This is a genomic window from Lapidilactobacillus luobeiensis, assembly GCF_024345205.1.
GTDB classification, from domain to species: domain Bacteria; phylum Bacillota; class Bacilli; order Lactobacillales; family Lactobacillaceae; genus Lapidilactobacillus; species Lapidilactobacillus luobeiensis.
The window spans coordinates 1-17,439 of the sequence record NZ_BROC01000029.1; the positions used below are offsets into that span (position 1 = coordinate 1).

Annotated in this window: 17 protein-coding genes; 10 read left to right on the plus strand and 7 right to left on the minus strand. The window is 50.9% G+C overall.

Translation table 11 applies throughout. From position 1 onward, the window contains the following. The 10 genes from OCU21_RS09225 to pyrE form a co-directional block, all read left to right on the plus strand. On the plus strand, nt 1-186 hold a 186-nt coding region (locus OCU21_RS09225; protein ID WP_261807123.1), incomplete at its 5' end, for a hypothetical protein. A gap of 129 nt (nt 187-315) precedes the next feature. Further along, nucleotides 316-852: a bifunctional pyr operon transcriptional regulator/uracil phosphoribosyltransferase PyrR gene (gene pyrR / locus OCU21_RS09230; protein WP_373875482.1), complete on the plus strand. Its 537-nt coding sequence runs from the start codon at nt 316-318 to the stop codon at nt 850-852. Between the two features lie 266 nt (nt 853-1,118). Beyond that, nucleotides 1,119-2,081 (plus strand): aspartate carbamoyltransferase catalytic subunit, encoded by a 963-nt coding sequence (locus tag OCU21_RS09235; protein WP_373875483.1) that lies wholly within the window; start codon nt 1,119-1,121, stop codon nt 2,079-2,081. Next, the gene (gene pyrC, locus OCU21_RS09240; protein ID WP_261807124.1) at nt 2,078-3,397 is read left to right on the plus strand and encodes a dihydroorotase; all 1,320 of its coding nucleotides are present in this window, start codon (nt 2,078-2,080) and stop codon (nt 3,395-3,397) included. Before OCU21_RS09235 ends, pyrC begins: the two co-directional genes overlap by 4 nt. Beyond that, the gene (locus OCU21_RS09245; protein ID WP_261807125.1) at nt 3,394-4,473 is read left to right on the plus strand and encodes a carbamoyl phosphate synthase small subunit; all 1,080 of its coding nucleotides are present in this window, start codon (nt 3,394-3,396) and stop codon (nt 4,471-4,473) included. Before pyrC ends, OCU21_RS09245 begins: the two co-directional genes overlap by 4 nt. A 93-nt stretch (nt 4,474-4,566) precedes the next feature. Further along, nucleotides 4,567-7,761: a carbamoyl-phosphate synthase large subunit gene (gene carB / locus OCU21_RS09250; RefSeq protein WP_261807126.1), complete on the plus strand. Its 3,195-nt coding sequence runs from the start codon at nt 4,567-4,569 to the stop codon at nt 7,759-7,761. Next, nucleotides 7,758-8,546, plus strand: coding sequence for a dihydroorotate dehydrogenase electron transfer subunit (locus OCU21_RS09255; protein WP_261807127.1), 789 nt, complete (start codon nt 7,758-7,760; stop codon nt 8,544-8,546). The genes carB and OCU21_RS09255 overlap by 4 nt, the downstream gene beginning before the upstream one ends. Then, nucleotides 8,543-9,529 carry a dihydroorotate dehydrogenase gene (locus tag OCU21_RS09260; protein ID WP_261807128.1) on the plus strand — a complete coding sequence of 329 codons (987 nt, stop codon included), beginning with the start codon at nt 8,543-8,545 and terminating at the stop codon, nt 9,527-9,529. The genes OCU21_RS09255 and OCU21_RS09260 overlap by 4 nt, the downstream gene beginning before the upstream one ends. Then, entirely contained in the window at nt 9,526-10,308 is a 783-nt protein-coding gene (gene pyrF, locus OCU21_RS09265) for an orotidine-5'-phosphate decarboxylase (protein ID WP_261807129.1), read from the plus strand. The genes OCU21_RS09260 and pyrF overlap by 4 nt, the downstream gene beginning before the upstream one ends. A gap of 139 nt (nt 10,309-10,447) precedes the next feature. After that, nucleotides 10,448-11,083, plus strand: a complete 636-nt coding sequence (pyrE, locus tag OCU21_RS09270; protein WP_261807155.1) for an orotate phosphoribosyltransferase — start codon at nt 10,448-10,450, stop codon at nt 11,081-11,083. Nucleotides 11,084-11,676: 593 nt separating this feature from the next. Here the strand turns inward: pyrE and OCU21_RS09275 are convergent. From OCU21_RS09275 to pflA, 7 genes are all read right to left on the minus strand, one after another. Further along, a complete protein-coding gene (locus tag OCU21_RS09275) occupies nt 11,677-12,015 on the minus strand; it encodes a GNAT family N-acetyltransferase (protein WP_373875484.1) in 339 nt (112 codons plus the stop codon). A 28-nt stretch (nt 12,016-12,043) separates the two neighbouring features. After that, the gene (locus OCU21_RS09280; protein ID WP_261807130.1) at nt 12,044-12,202 is read right to left on the minus strand and encodes a hypothetical protein; all 159 of its coding nucleotides are present in this window, start codon (nt 12,200-12,202) and stop codon (nt 12,044-12,046) included. Between the two features lie 39 nt (nt 12,203-12,241). Continuing rightward, nucleotides 12,242-13,168, minus strand: a complete 927-nt coding sequence (locus OCU21_RS09285; protein ID WP_261807131.1) for a metallophosphoesterase family protein — start codon at nt 13,166-13,168, stop codon at nt 12,242-12,244. Between the two features lie 143 nt (nt 13,169-13,311). Continuing rightward, nucleotides 13,312-13,761 (minus strand): GNAT family N-acetyltransferase, encoded by a 450-nt coding sequence (locus OCU21_RS09290; protein ID WP_261807132.1) that lies wholly within the window; start codon nt 13,759-13,761, stop codon nt 13,312-13,314. A 413-nt stretch (nt 13,762-14,174) separates the two neighbouring features. Next, on the minus strand, nt 14,175-15,104 hold the full coding sequence (locus OCU21_RS09295; protein WP_261807133.1) for a manganese-dependent inorganic pyrophosphatase: 930 nt from the start codon (nt 15,102-15,104) through the stop codon (nt 14,175-14,177). Between the two features lie 384 nt (nt 15,105-15,488). Further along, nucleotides 15,489-16,451: a LysR family transcriptional regulator gene (locus OCU21_RS09300; protein WP_261807134.1), complete on the minus strand. Its 963-nt coding sequence runs from the start codon at nt 16,449-16,451 to the stop codon at nt 15,489-15,491. A 193-nt stretch (nt 16,452-16,644) separates the two neighbouring features. After that, the gene (gene pflA / locus OCU21_RS09305) at nt 16,645-17,421 is read right to left on the minus strand and encodes a pyruvate formate-lyase-activating protein (RefSeq protein WP_261807135.1); all 777 of its coding nucleotides are present in this window, start codon (nt 17,419-17,421) and stop codon (nt 16,645-16,647) included. Nucleotides 17,422-17,439: the final 18 nt, after the last annotated feature.

A 17,439-nucleotide genomic window follows, 5' to 3' on the forward strand; every position in this document is an offset into this window, starting at 1 on the left:
TTTTGCGAAGCTCAAAGTGACGCCCACAGCGAGCTCACCCCGAATTTCGCAGCGCAAGCTGCGGCCAACCTACTTTTCGACCAAATGAACTCAATCAAAGTCACCTGCGTAGGGCGCTACGCAAAAAAACTTCTTGACAGCAGCGGATTTGTTCGCTATGCTAGTTGCAATCAGTCAGTCCTTTAAAATAGTCCCGTGAGGCTAGCAAGGAATAAGTGCCCAAGTCTGCCTAGACTTGGCAACAACCGTGTCAAAACGGATTCTTCCTCTGCCCACTGGACAGGGGATTTTTTTATGGAAAGGGAGCCGATCCAGATGGAAAAAGAAGTTGTTGATGGGGTAACCATGAAACGAGCGCTGACCCGAATCACTTATGAGATCATCGAACAAAACGCCCAACTTGATGATCTGGTCTTAGTCGGGATCAAAACGCGGGGGATCTATCTGGCGCAGCGGATCGCCCAACGCCTGACTCAGTTGGAAGGGCGGCAGGTCCCGGTGGGGGAGCTTGATATCACGCTTTATCGCGATGATCACCATCAACCTGGTCCTAACGATCCCGAAGTTCATGGGGTCTCGTTGCCCGTCTCGATTGAAAACCGGCATGTGGTGCTGATCGACGACGTTCTTTTCACCGGACGGACTGCCCGCGCGGCCTTGGACGCCTTGCTTAGTCAGGGACGGCCGCAACGAATTTCATTAGCGGTACTAGTCGACCGGGGCCATCGAGAATTGCCGATCCGCGCTGATTTTGTCGGAAAAAATATTCCCACATCGTTAGACGAACAAATCAAAGTTGCGGTCATGGAACACGATGGTCGCGACGGCATCTACATTCAAAAAAATTCATAAATCACCAACCGTAACGATTTAATTGTCCCCAGAGAGAGGCAGAATGGTTTCGCGTCGGGCTCTTACCGAACGGTCATTCTGCTGGGAAACTAGTGGGGTGACCGTTTTTTTGTAGGAAAACCCGCGCTGATTTTGCGCGGAAAACCCCAGTCCCATCGTCAGACGAGCAGCCCCAACACGGCCGTCCACCAAAAGCAACCAACTAGACGTTCAAGACGCCTAAATAACCCAAAAAGCATTGAATAATCCATCATGAGGTGACCAGTATGATCTTTTTATCTAAGCTAAATCAGCAAAAAGCCATTGCTTCAATGGCCGATTTCTCAACAACCGCGGTGACACAATTACTCGATCGGGCCAGTGCTTTCAAAGCCGGCGCCCAGGCACAAGTTCAAGTTCCAACTTTCGCGGCCAATTTATTTTTCGAAAATAGCACCCGGACCCACACCAGCTTCAGCATCGCCGAACAGCGCTTGGGGCTTAAAACAATCGAGTTTTCACCGCAAAGTAGCTCGGTCCAGAAAGGGGAGACCTTGTATGACACCTGCCTGACCATGGCAGCGTTAGGCGTACAACTGCTGGTGATCCGTCATCCCGAGAACGCCTATTATCAACAATTGCTGGGGCAAGCGCATCTGCCAGTGGCCTTGATCAACGCCGGTGATGGTAGTGGCGAACATCCCTCCCAAAGTTTGCTGGACTTGTTGACGATTCGCGAAGAGTTTGGCCATTTCGCTGGTTTAAAGGTGGCGATCGTCGGCGATCTCGCCCATTCACGCGTCGCTCGATCCAATATGGAAATTTTACAAGCGCTGGGAGCCGAGATTTATTTCTCCGGTCCGGCGCAATGGTACCAAACGCAATTCGATCGTTATGGGGAATATCGCCCGTTGGATGAGTTGGTGGGCGCCGTCGATGTGCTCATGTTGCTGCGGGTCCAACATGAGCGCTTGGGCGCAACGGAAAACCAGACCTTCAGCGCGGCCGCCTATCATCAAGCTTATGGACTGACGGTGGCGCGAGCGCAACGATTACAGCCCCAAGCGATCATTATGCATCCTGGTCCGATCAACCGCGATGTGGAGCTGGCCAGCAGCCTGGTGGAAAGTCCCCATTCTCGCTACTACGAACAAATGCAAAATGGCGTTTACGTGCGCATGGCCATGATCGAAACTGTTTTGCAGGCCAATGGCATCAAATTCAAATCAAATAGGAGGGTAACGCAATGACGAACAGCTCTGAATCAACCACGATCCTGATCAAAAACGCCCAGATCAATTCCGACGGCAACCAGCTGCAACCACAAGAACTGCTGATCCAAGCGGGCAAAATCACCGCCATGGCCACCGAGATCCCGATCCCCGCTAACTTTCGGGGGCAGCTTTTTGACGCGGGGCACCATTTGGTCAGTCCCGGCTTAGTCGACTTGCACGTGCACCTGCGAGATCCTGGTCAAACCTACAAAGAAACGATCACCACTGGTAGCCAGGCCGCGGCTCGGGGTGGCTTCACCTATATTGGCGCCATGCCGAATCTAACCCCAGCGCCAGATACACCGGCGCAACTGGCCGTGATGAATCAACGTAACCAGACCGAGGGCGTGGTGCACATCGGGCAATATGCCACCTTGACCACCGACCGCCGTGGGGATCAGTTGGTGGATTTTGCAGGGCTCGCCGCTACTGGGGTGCTGGCTTTCTCCAATGATGGCTCCGGGATCCAAACCGCTGATACCATGTATCGGGCGATGTTGGCCGCCAAAGCGGTGAATAAGCCGGTGGCCGCTCACGTGGAAGATGACAGCCTGCGCCATGGTGGGGTCCTCAACGCCGGGGCCAAAGCTCAGGAATTAGGACTGCCAGGTTTACTAGAGGTCGTCCAAACGGCCCAATTGGCGCGGGATTTAGTTTTGGCCCAAGCGACCGGGGTCCATTACCATGTCTGCCATGTGGCCACCGCCGCGGAACTGAACTTGATCCGCCAGGCCAAAGCCGCGGGGGTTCAGGTCACTTGTGAGGTCAGTCCCCACCATCTGCTCCTAGCCGACCAAGACATTCCCGGTGATGACGCCAATTACAAAATGAACCCGCCGCTACGCACCGAATCCGACCGCCAAGCCATGATCGCGGGGCTATTAGACGGAACGATCGACTGCATCGCCACCGACCACGCGCCTCATAGCCAGGCCGAAAAAGATCAAGGCTTTCGCCAAGCGCCTTTCGGGATTGTTGGCAGTGAAACAGCCTTCGCGTTGTTGTATACGAAATTCGTCCAAACCGGGGTCTTTACCTTGGCCCAATTGTTGAACTGGCTTAGCCAACGACCCGCAGCGCTGTTCCAACTCAATCAGGTTGGCCGTTTAGTTGTTGGTGGTCCCGCTGATCTGGCCCTTTTCGACCTGGATCACACTGCGCCAATCACGGCTCAGACCTTTGCCTCCAAAGGTCAAAATTCACCTTTCATTGGCTGGACCGTTGCTGGCCACACAGTCGCGACCATGGTGGCCGGGCAATTTGTCTATCAACGTCAGGAGGTCCAAAGATGACCGCACGTTATTTGGTTTTAGAAACGGGGCAAGTCTTCACCGGCGTGGCTTTCGGGGCAGCCCAGGCCGCGGTTACCGGTGAGTTGGTGTTCACCACCGGGATGACCGGCTATCAAGAATCGTTGACCGATCCCTCCTTTTGCGGTCAGCTGATCATGTTTACTTATCCACTGATCGGGAATTGTGGGATCAACCGCGACGATTCTGAAGCAATCGATCCCACTTGCGCCGGTGTCGTTGTCCGTGAGGTGGCGCGCTTGGCCAGTAATTGGCGCCAACGCCAGACCTTGGCAGATTTTCTCCGGCAAAAGGAGATTCCGGGGATCAGCGAGGTGGATACGCGCGAATTGACTAAACTGATTCGCCAAGCAGGGACGCTCAAGGCGCGGTTAGTTGACGAGTTGCCCACACCGGCGCAGATTGAAGCGGTCAGCGCGACCCCCTTGACTCATGATCAAGTCGCCCAAGTTGCCACGACCAAGGCCTATCCAAGTCCTGGTAAAGGTTACAATATCGCCGTGATCGATTTCGGTTTGAAGCACAGCATCTTGCGCCAATTAGCCGCGCGGAATTGCGATGTGATCGTCTTACCGGCGACGACCACCGCCGCTGAGCTGTTAGCGCTGGCTCCTGATGGCGTGTTGCTCAGTAATGGCCCCGGAGATCCTCAAGATGTTCCCGCCGCCTTGCCGTTGATCCGCGGGATCCAAGGTAAAATACCTTTGATGGGCATCTGTCTGGGTCACCAACTGTTTGCGCTGGCCAATGGCGCCACCACGTTCAAAATGAAATTCGGACATCGCGGCGGCAATCATCCTGTCCGCGAAATCGCCACCGGTCGGATCGACTTCACCTCACAAAATCACGGTTTTGCGGTCGATCCCGCTTCCTTGGCTGGCACCGATCTCCTGGTGACCCACGAAGAATTAAACGATCAAACGATCGAAGGCCTTCGCCATCGCCGCTATTCCGCGTTCTCCGTTCAGTTTCATCCGGACGCCACTCCCGGTCCTCACGACGCCACGCATCTCTTCGATGAGTTCATCGAAATGATCACGGCCACGAAACGTGCTTGAGTCACGCGTAGGCGGACGGTGATCATCCGCCGTCGCCTGTCGCCCAACCAAGCCCCAGTTAAATGCCATCAGCAGAAAAAAAGGAGTTGCCTCATGCCTCAACGTACAGATATCCAGAAAATCATGGTCCTCGGTTCCGGACCGATCATTATTGGTCAGGCCGCGGAATTCGACTATTCCGGCACCCAAGCCTGCTTAGCGCTGCGCGAAGCAGGCTACCAGGTCGTCTTGGTCAACTCGAATCCAGCGACGATCATGACCGACCCCGAGATCGCCGACCAGGTTTACTTAGAACCCTTGACCTGTCCTTTCGTCAGTCGGATTTTACGCAAGGAACTGCCTGACGCGATCTTACCCACATTAGGTGGCCAACAGGGGTTGAATCTCGCCCTGGAATTGGCGGAGAGTGGGATTTTAGACGAATTGCAGATCGAATTACTGGGTACCAAACTGACCGCGATCAATCAGGCCGAGGATCGGGAATTGTTCAAGCAATTGATGACTGACTTGCAGCAACCGATCCCTGCCTCAACAACGGTCCAAACCGTGGCGGCCGCTTTAGAATTCGCCCAACAAAATGGCTACCCCGTGATCGTCCGACCCGCTTTTACCATGGGGGGCACTGGTGGGGGACTTTGCGCCAATCAAACCGAACTGGTGGAGATCTGCGCCAACGCTTTAAGCCTCTCGCCGATCACCCAAGCCTTGATCGAGCAAAGCATCGCCGGTTTCAAAGAAATCGAATATGAGGTCATGCGCGACGCCGCCGACAACGCCTTGGTGATCTGTAACATGGAAAATGTTGATCCAGTCGGCATCCACACCGGGGATTCGATTGTGACCGCGCCAGTGCAGACCTTGACCGATCGCGAGAACCAAATGTTGCGCGACGCGTCCTTGCAGATCATTCGCGCCTTGAAGATCGAAGGTGGCTGTAACGTTCAGTTGGCGCTAGATCCTCAGAGCTTTCAATATTATGTGATCGAGGTCAACCCCCGCGTTTCGCGTTCATCGGCGCTGGCGTCCAAGGCCACCGGTTATCCCATCGCCAAAATCGCCGCCAAAATCGCGGTCGGCCTGACCCTAGACGAGATCGTCAATCCGGTGACCGGAACGACTTTGGCGGAATTTGAACCGACCTTGGATTATGTGGTGACGAAAATCCCCCGTTGGCCGTTTGACAAATTCGCCCAAGGTGAACGCCGTTTAGGCACCCAAATGAAGGCCACCGGAGAAGTCATGGCCATCGGGCGAAATTTCGAGGAATCCTTGTTGAAGGCCGTGCGTTCGCTGGAAATCGGTACCCATCATTTGGAACTGCCTGAACTGGCTCAAGTCAGTGACCAACAATTAAGCGACCAATTGATCCATCCCCAAGATGATCGCTTGTTCTATCTGGCCTTGGCTTTGCGCCGAGGTTATGACCTAACGGAATTGCAGGAGTTGACCAAAATCGATCTGTTCTTCTTGGATAAGGTCCAACACATCATTGAGCTGGAACAAGCGCTGGCGGCCCATCCCCAAGATCAAGCAGTTTTACGGCAAGCTAAACGCAATGGTTTCAGCGATGAGACGATCGCCAGGCTTTGGCAAACAACGGCGCTGGCGATCCGCCAACAGCGGCAAGCCCTAGGCCTAACCCCAGTTTACAAAATGGTCGATACATGCGCGGCGGAATTCAGCTCGCAAACGCCTTATTTTTACAGCAGTTATGAACATGAGAATGAAAGCCAGCCCAGTGGCAAACCGGCTGTCTTGGTTTTAGGCGCGGGTCCGATCCGTATTGGCCAAGGGATTGAATTCGATTACGCGACTGTTCATTGCGTTCAGGCGATCCAGGCTGCTGGTTACGAGGCGATCATCATCAATAATAATCCGGAAACGATCTCCACGGATTTCTCGATTTCAGATAAGCTGTATTTCGAGCCTTTGACCTTGGAAGATGTGCTGAATGTCATTGACCTGGAACAACCTTTGGGCGTGATCGTCCAATTCGGGGGTCAGACCGCGATCAATTTGGCGGCGCCTTTAGCAGCGGCAGGGGTCAAAATTTTAGGAACCGAGCTGGCCGATTTGAACCGGGCGGAGGATCGAGATGAATTCGAGCAGGTGATCCAAGCACTGGGGATCCCCCAACCACTAGGCGACACCGCCACCACCGCGCCAGCTGCGTTAGCCGTTGCTGAACGGGTGGGTTATCCCGTTTTGATCCGACCAAGTTACGTGCTCGGCGGGCGGGCGATGAAAATCATCGCCAATCCCAATGAACTTGAGCGCTACATTCATGACGCTGTCCAAGTTTCCCACGAACATCCGGTTTTGATCGACCATTATTTGGTGGGTAAGGAATGCGAAGTTGACGTGATCTCAGATGGCCAGCAAGTTTTACTGCCTGGGATCATGGAACACATTGAGCGGGCCGGGGTCCATTCCGGCGACTCAATGGCGGTATATCCCGCGCCTTCCTTCAGTCCCGCCATCAAGGCCAAAATCGTTGCCGCCGCCCGGCAATTAGCGCTAGCGCTGAACTGTGTCGGCTTGATGAATATTCAGTTTATCGTCCATGATCAGCAAGTCTACGTGATCGAGGTCAATCCCCGGGCCAGCCGTACCGTGCCTTTCCTCAGTAAAGTTACCGGGATCCCCATGGCCCGCGTCGCCACTAGGGTAATTTTAGGCGCCAGCTTGGCAGAACTCGGTTACCAAGATGGTCTGTATCCTGAAGGTCCCTTGATCCACGTCAAGGCGCCGGTCTTCTCCTTCAGTAAACTGCACAATGTCGATAGTCTGTTAGGCCCGGAAATGAAATCAACCGGCGAGGTCATGGGCACCGATACTACCTTAGAAAAGGCGCTCTTCAAGGCTTTCACCGCCGCCAAATTGGTGTTACCTGAGTATGGCACGATCTTGTTCACCGTGGCCGACGAAGATAAGGCCGAAGCCAGTCAACTGGCCCGCCGTTTTCGTGAGTTGGGCTATCAAATCATGGCTACCGCTGGTACCGCCGCCTATTTCCAGAAGGCCGGGATCAACGGGCAAACAGTGGCCAAGTTACCCGTAACCACGGCGCCCAACATCCTCGACCAGTTACGGGCAGGAAAGATCCAAGTGGTCATCAATACCTTGAATCGTGATCAAGATGCCGCTTCTGATGGTTTTCAGATCCGGCAAACGGCCACCGAACACAATGTGCCGCTCTTTACTGCGCTTGATACCGCCGCGGCGATTTTACGCGTCTTAGAATCACGGACGTTTACCACCAATCCGTTAGGAGGAACAGTGCGATGATCCAAGAACAAATGACGATCGTCCGCCAGCAACAATTGACCGACGATGTCTATGAATTAGTTTTGGCTGGGGCGATGGCACGCTTGCCTTGGACCCCGGGGCAATTTGTCGAAGTGCAAGTCCCTGATCCCCGGCTACTCTTGCGGCGCCCGTTTGGGGTGGCCGCCTTAGATCCCGCCCAAGGTCAGTTGACCTTACTCTACAAAACGATCGGCGCCGGCACCGCCGCGCTGAGTCAGGCCCGGCCCGGTGAAAAATTGGCGGTCTTGGGTCCCTTGGGCCATGGCTTCCCTAGTGACTTTCTCCAAGCAGGGGAGCAAGCGCTCTTGATCGGTGGGGGAACAGGAATCCCGCCACTTTACGCGTTAGGCCGGCAACTCCACCAACAGGGGATCCAAATCACCAGCGCCTTGGGCTTTGTGACCAAGTCACAATTCTTTTATCAAGCCGAATTCGCGGCCTTAGGTGATCTGGCCTGTGCTACCAATGATGGTAGTCTTGGTTTTTGCGGGCATTTAGGGTTACTGTTGGACGCGCAATTTGCGGACGCCCAGACACGTTTCGCGGCGATTTACGCCTGTGGCCCCACCGGCCTGCTGATGGCGGTCAACAACCGTTATCGTGAACATCCCCACGCATACATTTCTTTAGAAAGTCGGATGGCCTGCGGGGTCGGCGAATGTTACGCCTGCGTGGTGCCCGCGGCCTCAGATGCGGTGACCACGGCCGTTTATAAAGTCTGCGATGAGGGTCCTGTTTTTGCCACCGGGGAGGTCAAACTATGACAACAAGCAATCATGATCATCAGGCAACCAAAGAGCAACATGCCCACCACCTAGCGTCGGCTGACCGTTTAGCCGTCCATTTACCTGGCCTTGATCTGAAAAATCCGATCCTGCCTGCCAGCGGCTGCTTCGGCTTTGGTCAACATTACGCTCAACTGTACGATTTGAACCAGTTGGGCGCAATCATGATCAAGGCGGCGACCAATGAACCGCGGTTAGGCAATCCGACCCCGCGCGTTGCTGAAACGACTAGCGGTATGCTAAACGCGATCGGGCTGCAGAACCCGGGACTTGAGGTGATCATGGCCGAGAAGTTGCCTTGGTTGGCAGCTAATTTCCCGGACCTACCGATCATTGCCAATGTCGCGGGCACAACCGAAGCCGATTATGTGACGGTTTGCCAACGAATCAGTCAAGCGCCTAATGTGAAAGCCATCGAATTAAATATTTCCTGTCCCAATGTGGCCCACGGCGGACTAGAATTTGGCACGGATCCTAAAACGGCCGCCGCCTTGACCGCGTCGTGTCGCGCCGTCAGTCAAGTTCCGCTATACGTCAAACTTTCACCGAATGTCACCGATATTCGTCCGATTGCCCTGGCAGTAGCCGCGGCAGGGGCGGATGGCTTGACCATGATCAACACCTTGGTGGGTATGCGGCTGGATCTACGGACCCGCCAACCAATCCTAGCTAATGGCACCGGGGGCTTGTCCGGTCCCGCCATCAAGCCAGTGGCCGTTCGCTTGATCCACCAGGTCCATCAAGTCACCGATCTGCCGATCATTGGCATGGGCGGGGTGATGACCGCCAGTGACGCCTTAGAATTGATCATGGCCGGTGCCAGCGCCGTGGCGGTGGGGACCGCCAACTTCGCTGATCCTCAAGCTTGTCCCCGGATCATTAATGAATTGCCTCAAGTGCTCGACCAATATCAGATCAGTAGTATTCAACAACTGATCCAAGAAACGGCGGTAGTCAGATGAAACCAACGATTGATCCAAGTGATTCAAGGCGACCGATCATTGCCCTTGATTTCCCCAGTAAAACAGCGACCTTACGTTTTCTAAAAAAATTCCCCCAAGATGAACACCTTTTCGTCAAAGTCGGCATGGAATTGTATTACAGCGCTGGTCCGGTGATCGTCGAACAGTTGATCGAGCAAGGCCACGATGTCTTCCTTGATCTCAAATTACATGATATTCCTCACACCGTGGAACGGGCGATGCGCGTGATCGCCGGCTTAGGGGTCCGCTATACCGACGTTCACGCGGCGGGGGGCAGCGAGATGATGCTGGCGGCGCGGACGGGTTTGGAAGATGGCACCGCCGCCGGTCAGCCGGTACCAAAATTATTGGCGATCACCCAATTGACTTCGACCAGCGAGCAACAGATGCAGTCCGAGCAATTGGTCAATGCCACGCTGACTACCAGCGTCAGTCATTATGCCCGCCTAGCACAAAAGGCTTGGTTAGCCGGCGTCGTTTGTTCCGCGCAAGAGGCCAGCATGTTGGCCCAGATCACCGGCCCTGAATTTCTCCGGGTCACACCGGGGATCCGCTTGGCTACGCACCAGGCCGGCAGTGATGATCAGAAACGGATCATGACCCCGGAAGCGGCCGCTGCGCAGGGGAGTAGTCAACTGGTCGTCGGGCGCCCGATCACCGCAGCCGCCGATCCCGTTAGCATCTATCACCAAATCAAACAACTTTGGGAGGAAGCCAATCATGGTCTCAATCAATCAAGCGAAAAATCAAACGAGTAAAGCGAGTAACCAGATGAGTAACAAGCAAACCGCAACCACTTCGAGCACCGATCAGATCAATACCAATCAGACCAATAACGCAGCCGCTACTTCGGTCACTTCCGCTACAACTGGTGGCGCGGCCGCTGACAGTCAAGTGCTGGCGCACCAGATCGCCGCTGACCTTCTACACATCAAAGCAGTCACACTTAGTCCGCAACAACCGTTTACCTGGGCCAGTGGCTTGAAAAGTCCGATCTACACCGATAATCGGCTAACGATCAGTTATCCCGCCATTCGGCAACGAATCGCCCAAGGCCTCGCCACGACGATTCAGCAACTTTATCCGCAAGTCGATGTGATTGCCGGCACCGCGACAGCGGGCATTCCCCATGCCGCGATCGTCGCTAGCTTGTTGGATCTACCCTTGATCTACATTCGATCTCAACCCAAAGATCACGGTCAGGGTCGCCAAATCGAAGGTCATCTAGCCAGCAATAGCAAAGTTGTCGTGATCGACGATTTGATTTCAACTGGTGGCAGTGTCCTCCAGGCCGTCCAAGCCACCCAACGTGAAGGCGCGCAAGTCTTAGGCGTGGTTGGGATCTTTAGCTATCAACTGCCAGTGGGCCAGGCTAATTTTGTCAGCGCGGACCTGCCGTGCACCACCTTGACCAACTACACCAGCTTGATCGAGACCGCCGTCGCTCAAGGGTATATCAGCGCTCAAGACCGCGAGATCCTGCAGCAATGGCGCCAAGATCCACAGGCCTGGGGTGCACAGTTCGCGAACTGATTTCGCAAACTTTCGCAAACTGATGAGGTGCGGAACCTCAAGTGCTGAGTACCGAAGTGATGATACGAGTTCCGCTGCGGTTAGCTATTTCATGGGGCAGTCTTCGAGTAAAGCAATAATAAGGATAAATAAAATGACAAAGAGAAAATCCTTCGCAGTAGCAGATTTTCTTCTTGTCATTTTTTGCGTCCAGATTAAACGTTCAAGTAATTCGGTTAGATCTTCCCAGCCGGCGCTAAAATTTTCTTCTCGGTTTCGCATAGTCGTTTGCAGGACAATCTCGAGAATGGTCAGATATGGGTGGGTAGGTTAGGTAGCGCGAACTGACTGAGCCATTCGATAAGCCTAAGTTAACATAATATATATTATCGGAAGTTACGTCAGAGGTTAATCAGACGCTACCAGAAGCCTAATTAATAATATAATGTTGCTTCTTGATCCCCATAGTCAATTTCAACTATCAACAACTCAGTCATTCAGATTAAGTTAAATCAACTTCTAACCAAACATCAACTATCAACAACAAACAATAAAATCGAAACATAACCTCGATCTTCGTCCCTAAAGTAAAAACCACTCAGCTGCTCTGACGACTAAGTGGTTTCATCTAAATCATATTTTGTTAAATTGTCGATCAGCTTGTTTTGCTTGATCAAGGTAAAGTTGATCAGGTTTTCAGAATGCCGCTGCACTTGATTACGCCGTACCGATCGGTATCCATGGGCTTCAAAAAATGGCCGTGCCGTGATCGATGCTGCGGTCGTCCATCTGGTCACCGGTATTCGCCGCTCCAATATGTCTAACAGCGCCGCTGCAATACCTTGTCTCTGAAATTTGGTAGCAACATAAAGATAGTCCAAATAGCCAGTTATAGTCATTGCTGCAAAGCCTACGACCTGATCAGCCGCCGTCACCGCAACCAAGGCAGTCATTTTAGCCACAGTTGTACGCCAAGTCGCATCAGAAAAGCTGGCCCAAGCGCGCCGCTGCGCTTAACGTATAGTCCGTAACCTTGATTTCAAGGATCGTCCGGCGGATCATGGCCAAGACTGCTGGCTCATCTGTATCTTGGTATGGGCGTATGTGAATTTTTTTCTTATTCTGTTCCTGATCTGGCAAAAAACCACTCCCATCAACCTGCATCAGCCACTGGGTCACTTAGTTATTTTCTGAAAAAGGCTGATCTTGATCTGGCCTGCCTTGTCGCTCACGTTTGACTGCGATGTCCTGTAAATAAGCGCGTGCCCGCGCCACATACGGTGTCTCTTGATTGCACGCATTTAAAGCCACCGGGTCATGCGTGCTAGAAAATCCCGTCAGACAAACTTTTCGGTAAAGTTCAAAATATGGCAACTCAGCCTGACGCGCGTTAGCCAACTCCAGATCAACATCATAGGCCACACGGCGAAAATCGACACCGGCAAAACCGAGGTCATCGATGTTCAAAAGCGCGAATTGCGCACGATGTTCCTGAAATAAAGGCTGCCACCCACTATAAGGTTGCCCGATGGCCCCAGGATTGATCACCAATTGATCCTGACTGCTGGTTCGAAGTAACTGATGATGAACATGACCATAGATCGCAAGATCCACAGCCTTGCCAGCCTTTTTCTGAGCCTGCGTCAAAAGCTCATCAAACTGATCTTGCTGTTGATAAGGCAACAACTGATGACCGTAATTGATCTGCGGTAAATTATGACTCAGCGCGATCGTTAAGCCATTGCGCGTTAAGGTCGTACTGATCGGCGCCGCCATCAACTGTCGGAAATATTCCGGCCGCAGATCACGCCAAACGTACTGGACCAGATTCGTTACATAAACATCCTGGGTATTGCTCAAATCAACAAAATCGGGGCCTTTTTGACTGATCTCAGCAACGAAATTATCCCAATTACCTCGTAAAAAAGCGGTTAGATGAACTTGATTCAATAATTCAAACAATCTATTGGTCCCGGGGCCCGGCATCAATAGATCACCCAAAAACCAGTATTCCGTTGCTTTTTCGGCCTGAGCTGCCGCCAAGACCGCTTCTAGCGCTTGAACATTCCCATGAACATCCGATAAGATCGCGATTTTATGCTTCATTATGTCATTTCCTTACTTAACTCATTCTTACTAGTCATTACTTATCACTTATTTGTTTACCAATTTATTACAGTTTATTACTTATTACAGTTATTACGGCTGACATGGTGGCGCTGGTAGCGCGTTCAGGATTGATTTGACCTTCACGCACTAAGCTCACGCTGCCAAGTCATGGATAATTCAGGAAAACCGGTGGCCTGATCGATTTGATGCTTGCAAACAACAAAATTCTGGCGCAGATAGAAATTGATCGCGCTGGCGTTGGCCTCGTAAGCATACAAAGTTAATTGTGGAACTTCTGCCTTCACTTCTGTCACCAAACGTTGGCCCCACCCTTGATGGCGATGCTCTGAATTAATAAACAGACCGGCGATCTCCGTTTCGATCAACCCTAAAAAACCAATGATCGGTTCTGTGGCTGCTTCACGGGCCACAAAAAGTCGTGCCTGTGGTAATTGCTCACGCACATTGATAAGATTCTCTTGCCAATAGTCGGCCGCGATGAAATGATGAGCATCCAAATTGCCCTGTAACCAAATATCGGCGATCGTAGTGATCTCAGCCATTGTTGGCACCAATAGTTCGTTGATCATGAGTCAACCTCCCAGGACACTAAGCAATGCCTACTAACGTTGATATTCGACATCAAGTAGCACGCTCGGTATTTGTCCTAATATTTTCATACTGTATATTGATCTTCTAAAAAATGCTCAGTCGATGATCGTTCGATCTGCTGATCGATCAGTCAATTGATCCTTGAGTAGTGCTCCGTGACAGATCAACGATCAATTTTAACTTAACTGATCATTTGACAACGCTAAATAAGCTATCCTTAACTATTCATTCTAACAATTTTTAGTCTAAATTAAAATACCAAAATCGGTGTGAGCAATCACTTTAGCTTCAACCAAACTCTTTTCCCAGACAAAAAGAGCGCGAACCTTAAGATCCGCGACTCCTTTTTTAACAACTATCAGCTAATACGAAAGCACCTTGGGACCATTTGCTAAAAAGCGGCTGTCAATGGTGGGACAACTTGCTTTTTGCGAGAAACAACGCCTGGTAATTCAACGACATGATCCACCAATTTTTTATCAAAGGCCTTTTCAAATGCTGCCAAGCCCTGCTCAGCACCGTAGGCCAAAACTTGCGAATCGCTGGTCAAGATATTAGTAATGATCACCACGAACAAGGCATAGTCATTCTTGCTGATCTCCGCGTTGATTGCTTGTGCCAAGGCCGCTTGTCGAGCCAAAACGCTTGCCAGATCGATCGTATTGATCTGAGCGACCCGAACAGCATTGCCATTCATCTCAAAACTTTTAGCATCAAGATCGATCAATTCAGCCTCAGTTTTGCTAGAAAGATCGGTACCAGCCTTCAACATAGCCAATCCATATGTTTCATAATCAACAGCGGCGATTTTAGCCAATGCTTTAACGGCCTGGCGATCAAGCTCAGTTGTTGTTGGTGACTTGAATAACAGCGTATCAGAAATGATCGCTGATAACATCAAGCCGGCGATCGCTTTAGGGATCGTGATTTCAGCCTCGTCATACATTTCCCACAAGATCGTGCTCGTACAGCCAACTGGCTCGGCACGATAATACAAAGGCTCAGCCGTATTGAAATTGCTGATCCGATGGTGGTCGACCACATGGGAGACCCGGACAGCAGCAATGTCACTAACACTTTGTTGAGGTTCATTATGATCGACTAACATCACGGCTGCAACCTCATTAGCCGCTGTTTTGATCACTCGAGGCGCCTTAACATCAAAATGAGCCAGCGCGTAAGCCGTCTCTTCATTAGGTTCGCCTAAAGCGACTGCTTCTGTATCCCAACCTAATTGCTTTTCAAGATAAGCGTATGAGATCGCTGCGGCGATCGCATCTGTATCTGGATTTTGGTGTCCGAAGACAAGTTCCTTTGCCATACAAAAACTCCCTCACTTATTTATCATGATATCATTGATGAAATCCGTACATCTTCATTCTACCGCAAAAAAGGCGGACTGTGACCCATTCACGCTAATTTTTCCAAAAATATCAGTCGAAGTCGCGTGACTTGACCGCAACGAAGACTGACTGAACTCAGCACAGAACACTTGCCCTAATGCGCAACACGCCAATAAAAGCGCAGAAAACAAAAGAGACGCCACAGCGTCTCCCTTCAAACAGTAGTACCCTCATCTAGTCGAATGACGATCACTGTTTGCCAAACTTCTTGGCTCGCGCCAAAAACATTTCATTCAAACAAACTTAAAAATCTTAAAACTAACTTGATCGAACCAAGTCAACGCCCGCCCACAACTGATCTATTAGCGGAGCGCGACGCCATCACTAAGGACTTCACCATAGTCCCGTTCTTTGAAAAATTCATCCCATTCAGAGAAGAACCGCTCGATCCGCGGGATCTTCAGCTTATCTTGGCGATAAACGAAGGCCATATCGAAATTGATCGCCGGATCAAAAGTCGCCTGTGCCAATTTAAATTCGCTTTGATGCGCCAACCAGAAACTATACGGTAAAGCCGTTGACAACCCCCGAGCCTGAGCAAAGCGCAAGATCTGAAACGGCGAGGTAAACTGTGCTCGGCTGACCGGTTCATCGACCATCTTATTCTTATAGACCTCAGTCAATAACTGCGAGATAAAATAATCTGGCGGATAAGTGACCCAGTCAGTTTTCGTTGTTGCCGGTAAACGAACTTTTTTCTTATTAGCCAATTTTTCATCCTGATGGAAGTAGATCAAATGATCTGAAAAAATTTTGCGACTACCATAAGAACGCCAATTCTTGATACTTTGATCTGGCACATACATGACGGCCAAATCGATCTGATTATTCTCTAATTGATCCCAGATCTCCCGGCGAGTCAACAACACAAAACGGACCTTGATATCAGGATATTTTTCCGAAAAATGAATGAAGAACGCCTCGAAAGCGCTGTCTTCCATGGAAGACAAAAAGCCAATATTGATTGAACCACTCGTCGGGCTGGTCGACTGTTGTACCTTATCCAAGGCCTGATTGACCAGCGAAAAAATCGACTGAGTCGTTGCTAACATCGTGCGTCCCGCATCTGACAGATATAATTTTTTCCCAATCGAGAAGAAGACCGGAGCCCCCACAGTTCGCTCTAACTTCTTGATCTGTTGTGTCAACGCCGGTTGCGTGATTCCCAAGATCTGGGCAGCCTGCGTGTAGTTCATCGTCTCGGCTAACTGAAGAAAATAAGTTAGCGTTTTCGAGGCGAACAGATTCTCTTGACGTGTTTTCATTGAAATCCCCCCACTGAATTTAAATCCTCGGAACTTTAACATTATGATAATATAAGGGACCAAAAAGGGCAACAATTTTGATTGTTGCCCCTTTTTAAGCCATTTTAAACAAGCCTACTCCAGTAAAAATGCCCCAACTTGTCTAGGCTTGTCGACCCAGATTTTTATTTCGCACTTAGGTTCGTTCTCAAAATCAGCGTGTTCGCCAGCCCTGATAGTCCTCAACATGTAACAGATTCTCGGCATTAACGACACGTTCATGAGTCGGTGGTTCGATGCCCTTTAAAGGATAATCAATGCCCAACGTCTCATATTTGACTACACCCATCGTGTGATAAGGCAAGATTTCAACTTTATCAACATTATTCAGAGTTTTGATATACTGACCCAAATCACGCAGGTTCTCATCGTAATCGGTTCGCTCAGGTACTAAGACGTGGCGGATCCACATGTGATGACCATTATCGGACATATACTGGATCATTGCCAAGACTGTTTCGTTATTGAAACCAGTCAAACGTTTATGACGATCAGTGTCGATCTGTTTGATATCCACCAAAGACACATCAGTGACTGCCATCAATTGCTTGAATTTACTAAACCAAGGCTCTTTATAAGTAAAGGGTTGACCACAAGTATCCAAACAAGTATTGATGCCTTCAGCTTTGGCTTTGGTAAACAAGTCGATCAGAAAGTCGATCTGCAATAAGGATTCGCCACCACTACAGGTGATGCCGCCACGTTTGCCCCAAAAAGCCCGATACTTGATTGCTTCTGCCAAAATCTCATCACTGGTCATTTCATCACCGGTGCCAATGTTCCAGGTATCCGGGTTGTGACAAAACTCGCAGCGCATGCGACAGCCTTGCAGGAAAATCACGTAGCGGATCCCCGGGCCGTCCACAGAACCAAAGGTTTCGATCGAATGTACATAACCCGTCACCGGTTTTGTTGTTGTTGCTAATACCATAACAGTCATTCCTTTCAA

Bases quoted from the DNA above. Each gene is read 5' to 3' on its own strand.
- OCU21_RS09275 (WP_373875484.1), bottom strand. From the start codon at position 12,015: ATGACTGCCTTGGTTGCGGTGACGGCGGCTGATCAGGTCGTAGGCTTT.
- pyrC (WP_261807124.1), top strand. From the start codon at position 2,078: ATGACGAACAGCTCTGAATCAACCACGATCCTGATCAAAAACGCCCAG.
- OCU21_RS09300 (WP_261807134.1), bottom strand. From the start codon at position 16,451: ATGAAAACACGTCAAGAGAATCTGTTCGCCTCGAAAACGCTAACTTAT.
- OCU21_RS09255 (WP_261807127.1), top strand. From the start codon at position 7,758: ATGATCCAAGAACAAATGACGATCGTCCGCCAGCAACAATTGACCGAC.
- OCU21_RS09245 (WP_261807125.1), top strand. From the start codon at position 3,394: ATGACCGCACGTTATTTGGTTTTAGAAACGGGGCAAGTCTTCACCGGC.
- carB (WP_261807126.1), top strand. From the start codon at position 4,567: ATGCCTCAACGTACAGATATCCAGAAAATCATGGTCCTCGGTTCCGGA.
- pyrF (WP_261807129.1), top strand. From the start codon at position 9,526: ATGAAACCAACGATTGATCCAAGTGATTCAAGGCGACCGATCATTGCC.
- OCU21_RS09285 (WP_261807131.1), bottom strand. From the start codon at position 13,168: ATGAAGCATAAAATCGCGATCTTATCGGATGTTCATGGGAATGTTCAA.
- pyrR (WP_373875482.1), top strand. From the start codon at position 316: ATGGAAAAAGAAGTTGTTGATGGGGTAACCATGAAACGAGCGCTGACC.
- OCU21_RS09290 (WP_261807132.1), bottom strand. From the start codon at position 13,761: ATGATCAACGAACTATTGGTGCCAACAATGGCTGAGATCACTACGATC.
- pflA (WP_261807135.1), bottom strand. From the start codon at position 17,421: ATGGTATTAGCAACAACAACAAAACCGGTGACGGGTTATGTACATTCG.
- OCU21_RS09235 (WP_373875483.1), top strand. From the start codon at position 1,119: ATGATCTTTTTATCTAAGCTAAATCAGCAAAAAGCCATTGCTTCAATG.
- OCU21_RS09260 (WP_261807128.1), top strand. From the start codon at position 8,543: ATGACAACAAGCAATCATGATCATCAGGCAACCAAAGAGCAACATGCC.
- OCU21_RS09295 (WP_261807133.1), bottom strand. From the start codon at position 15,104: ATGGCAAAGGAACTTGTCTTCGGACACCAAAATCCAGATACAGATGCG.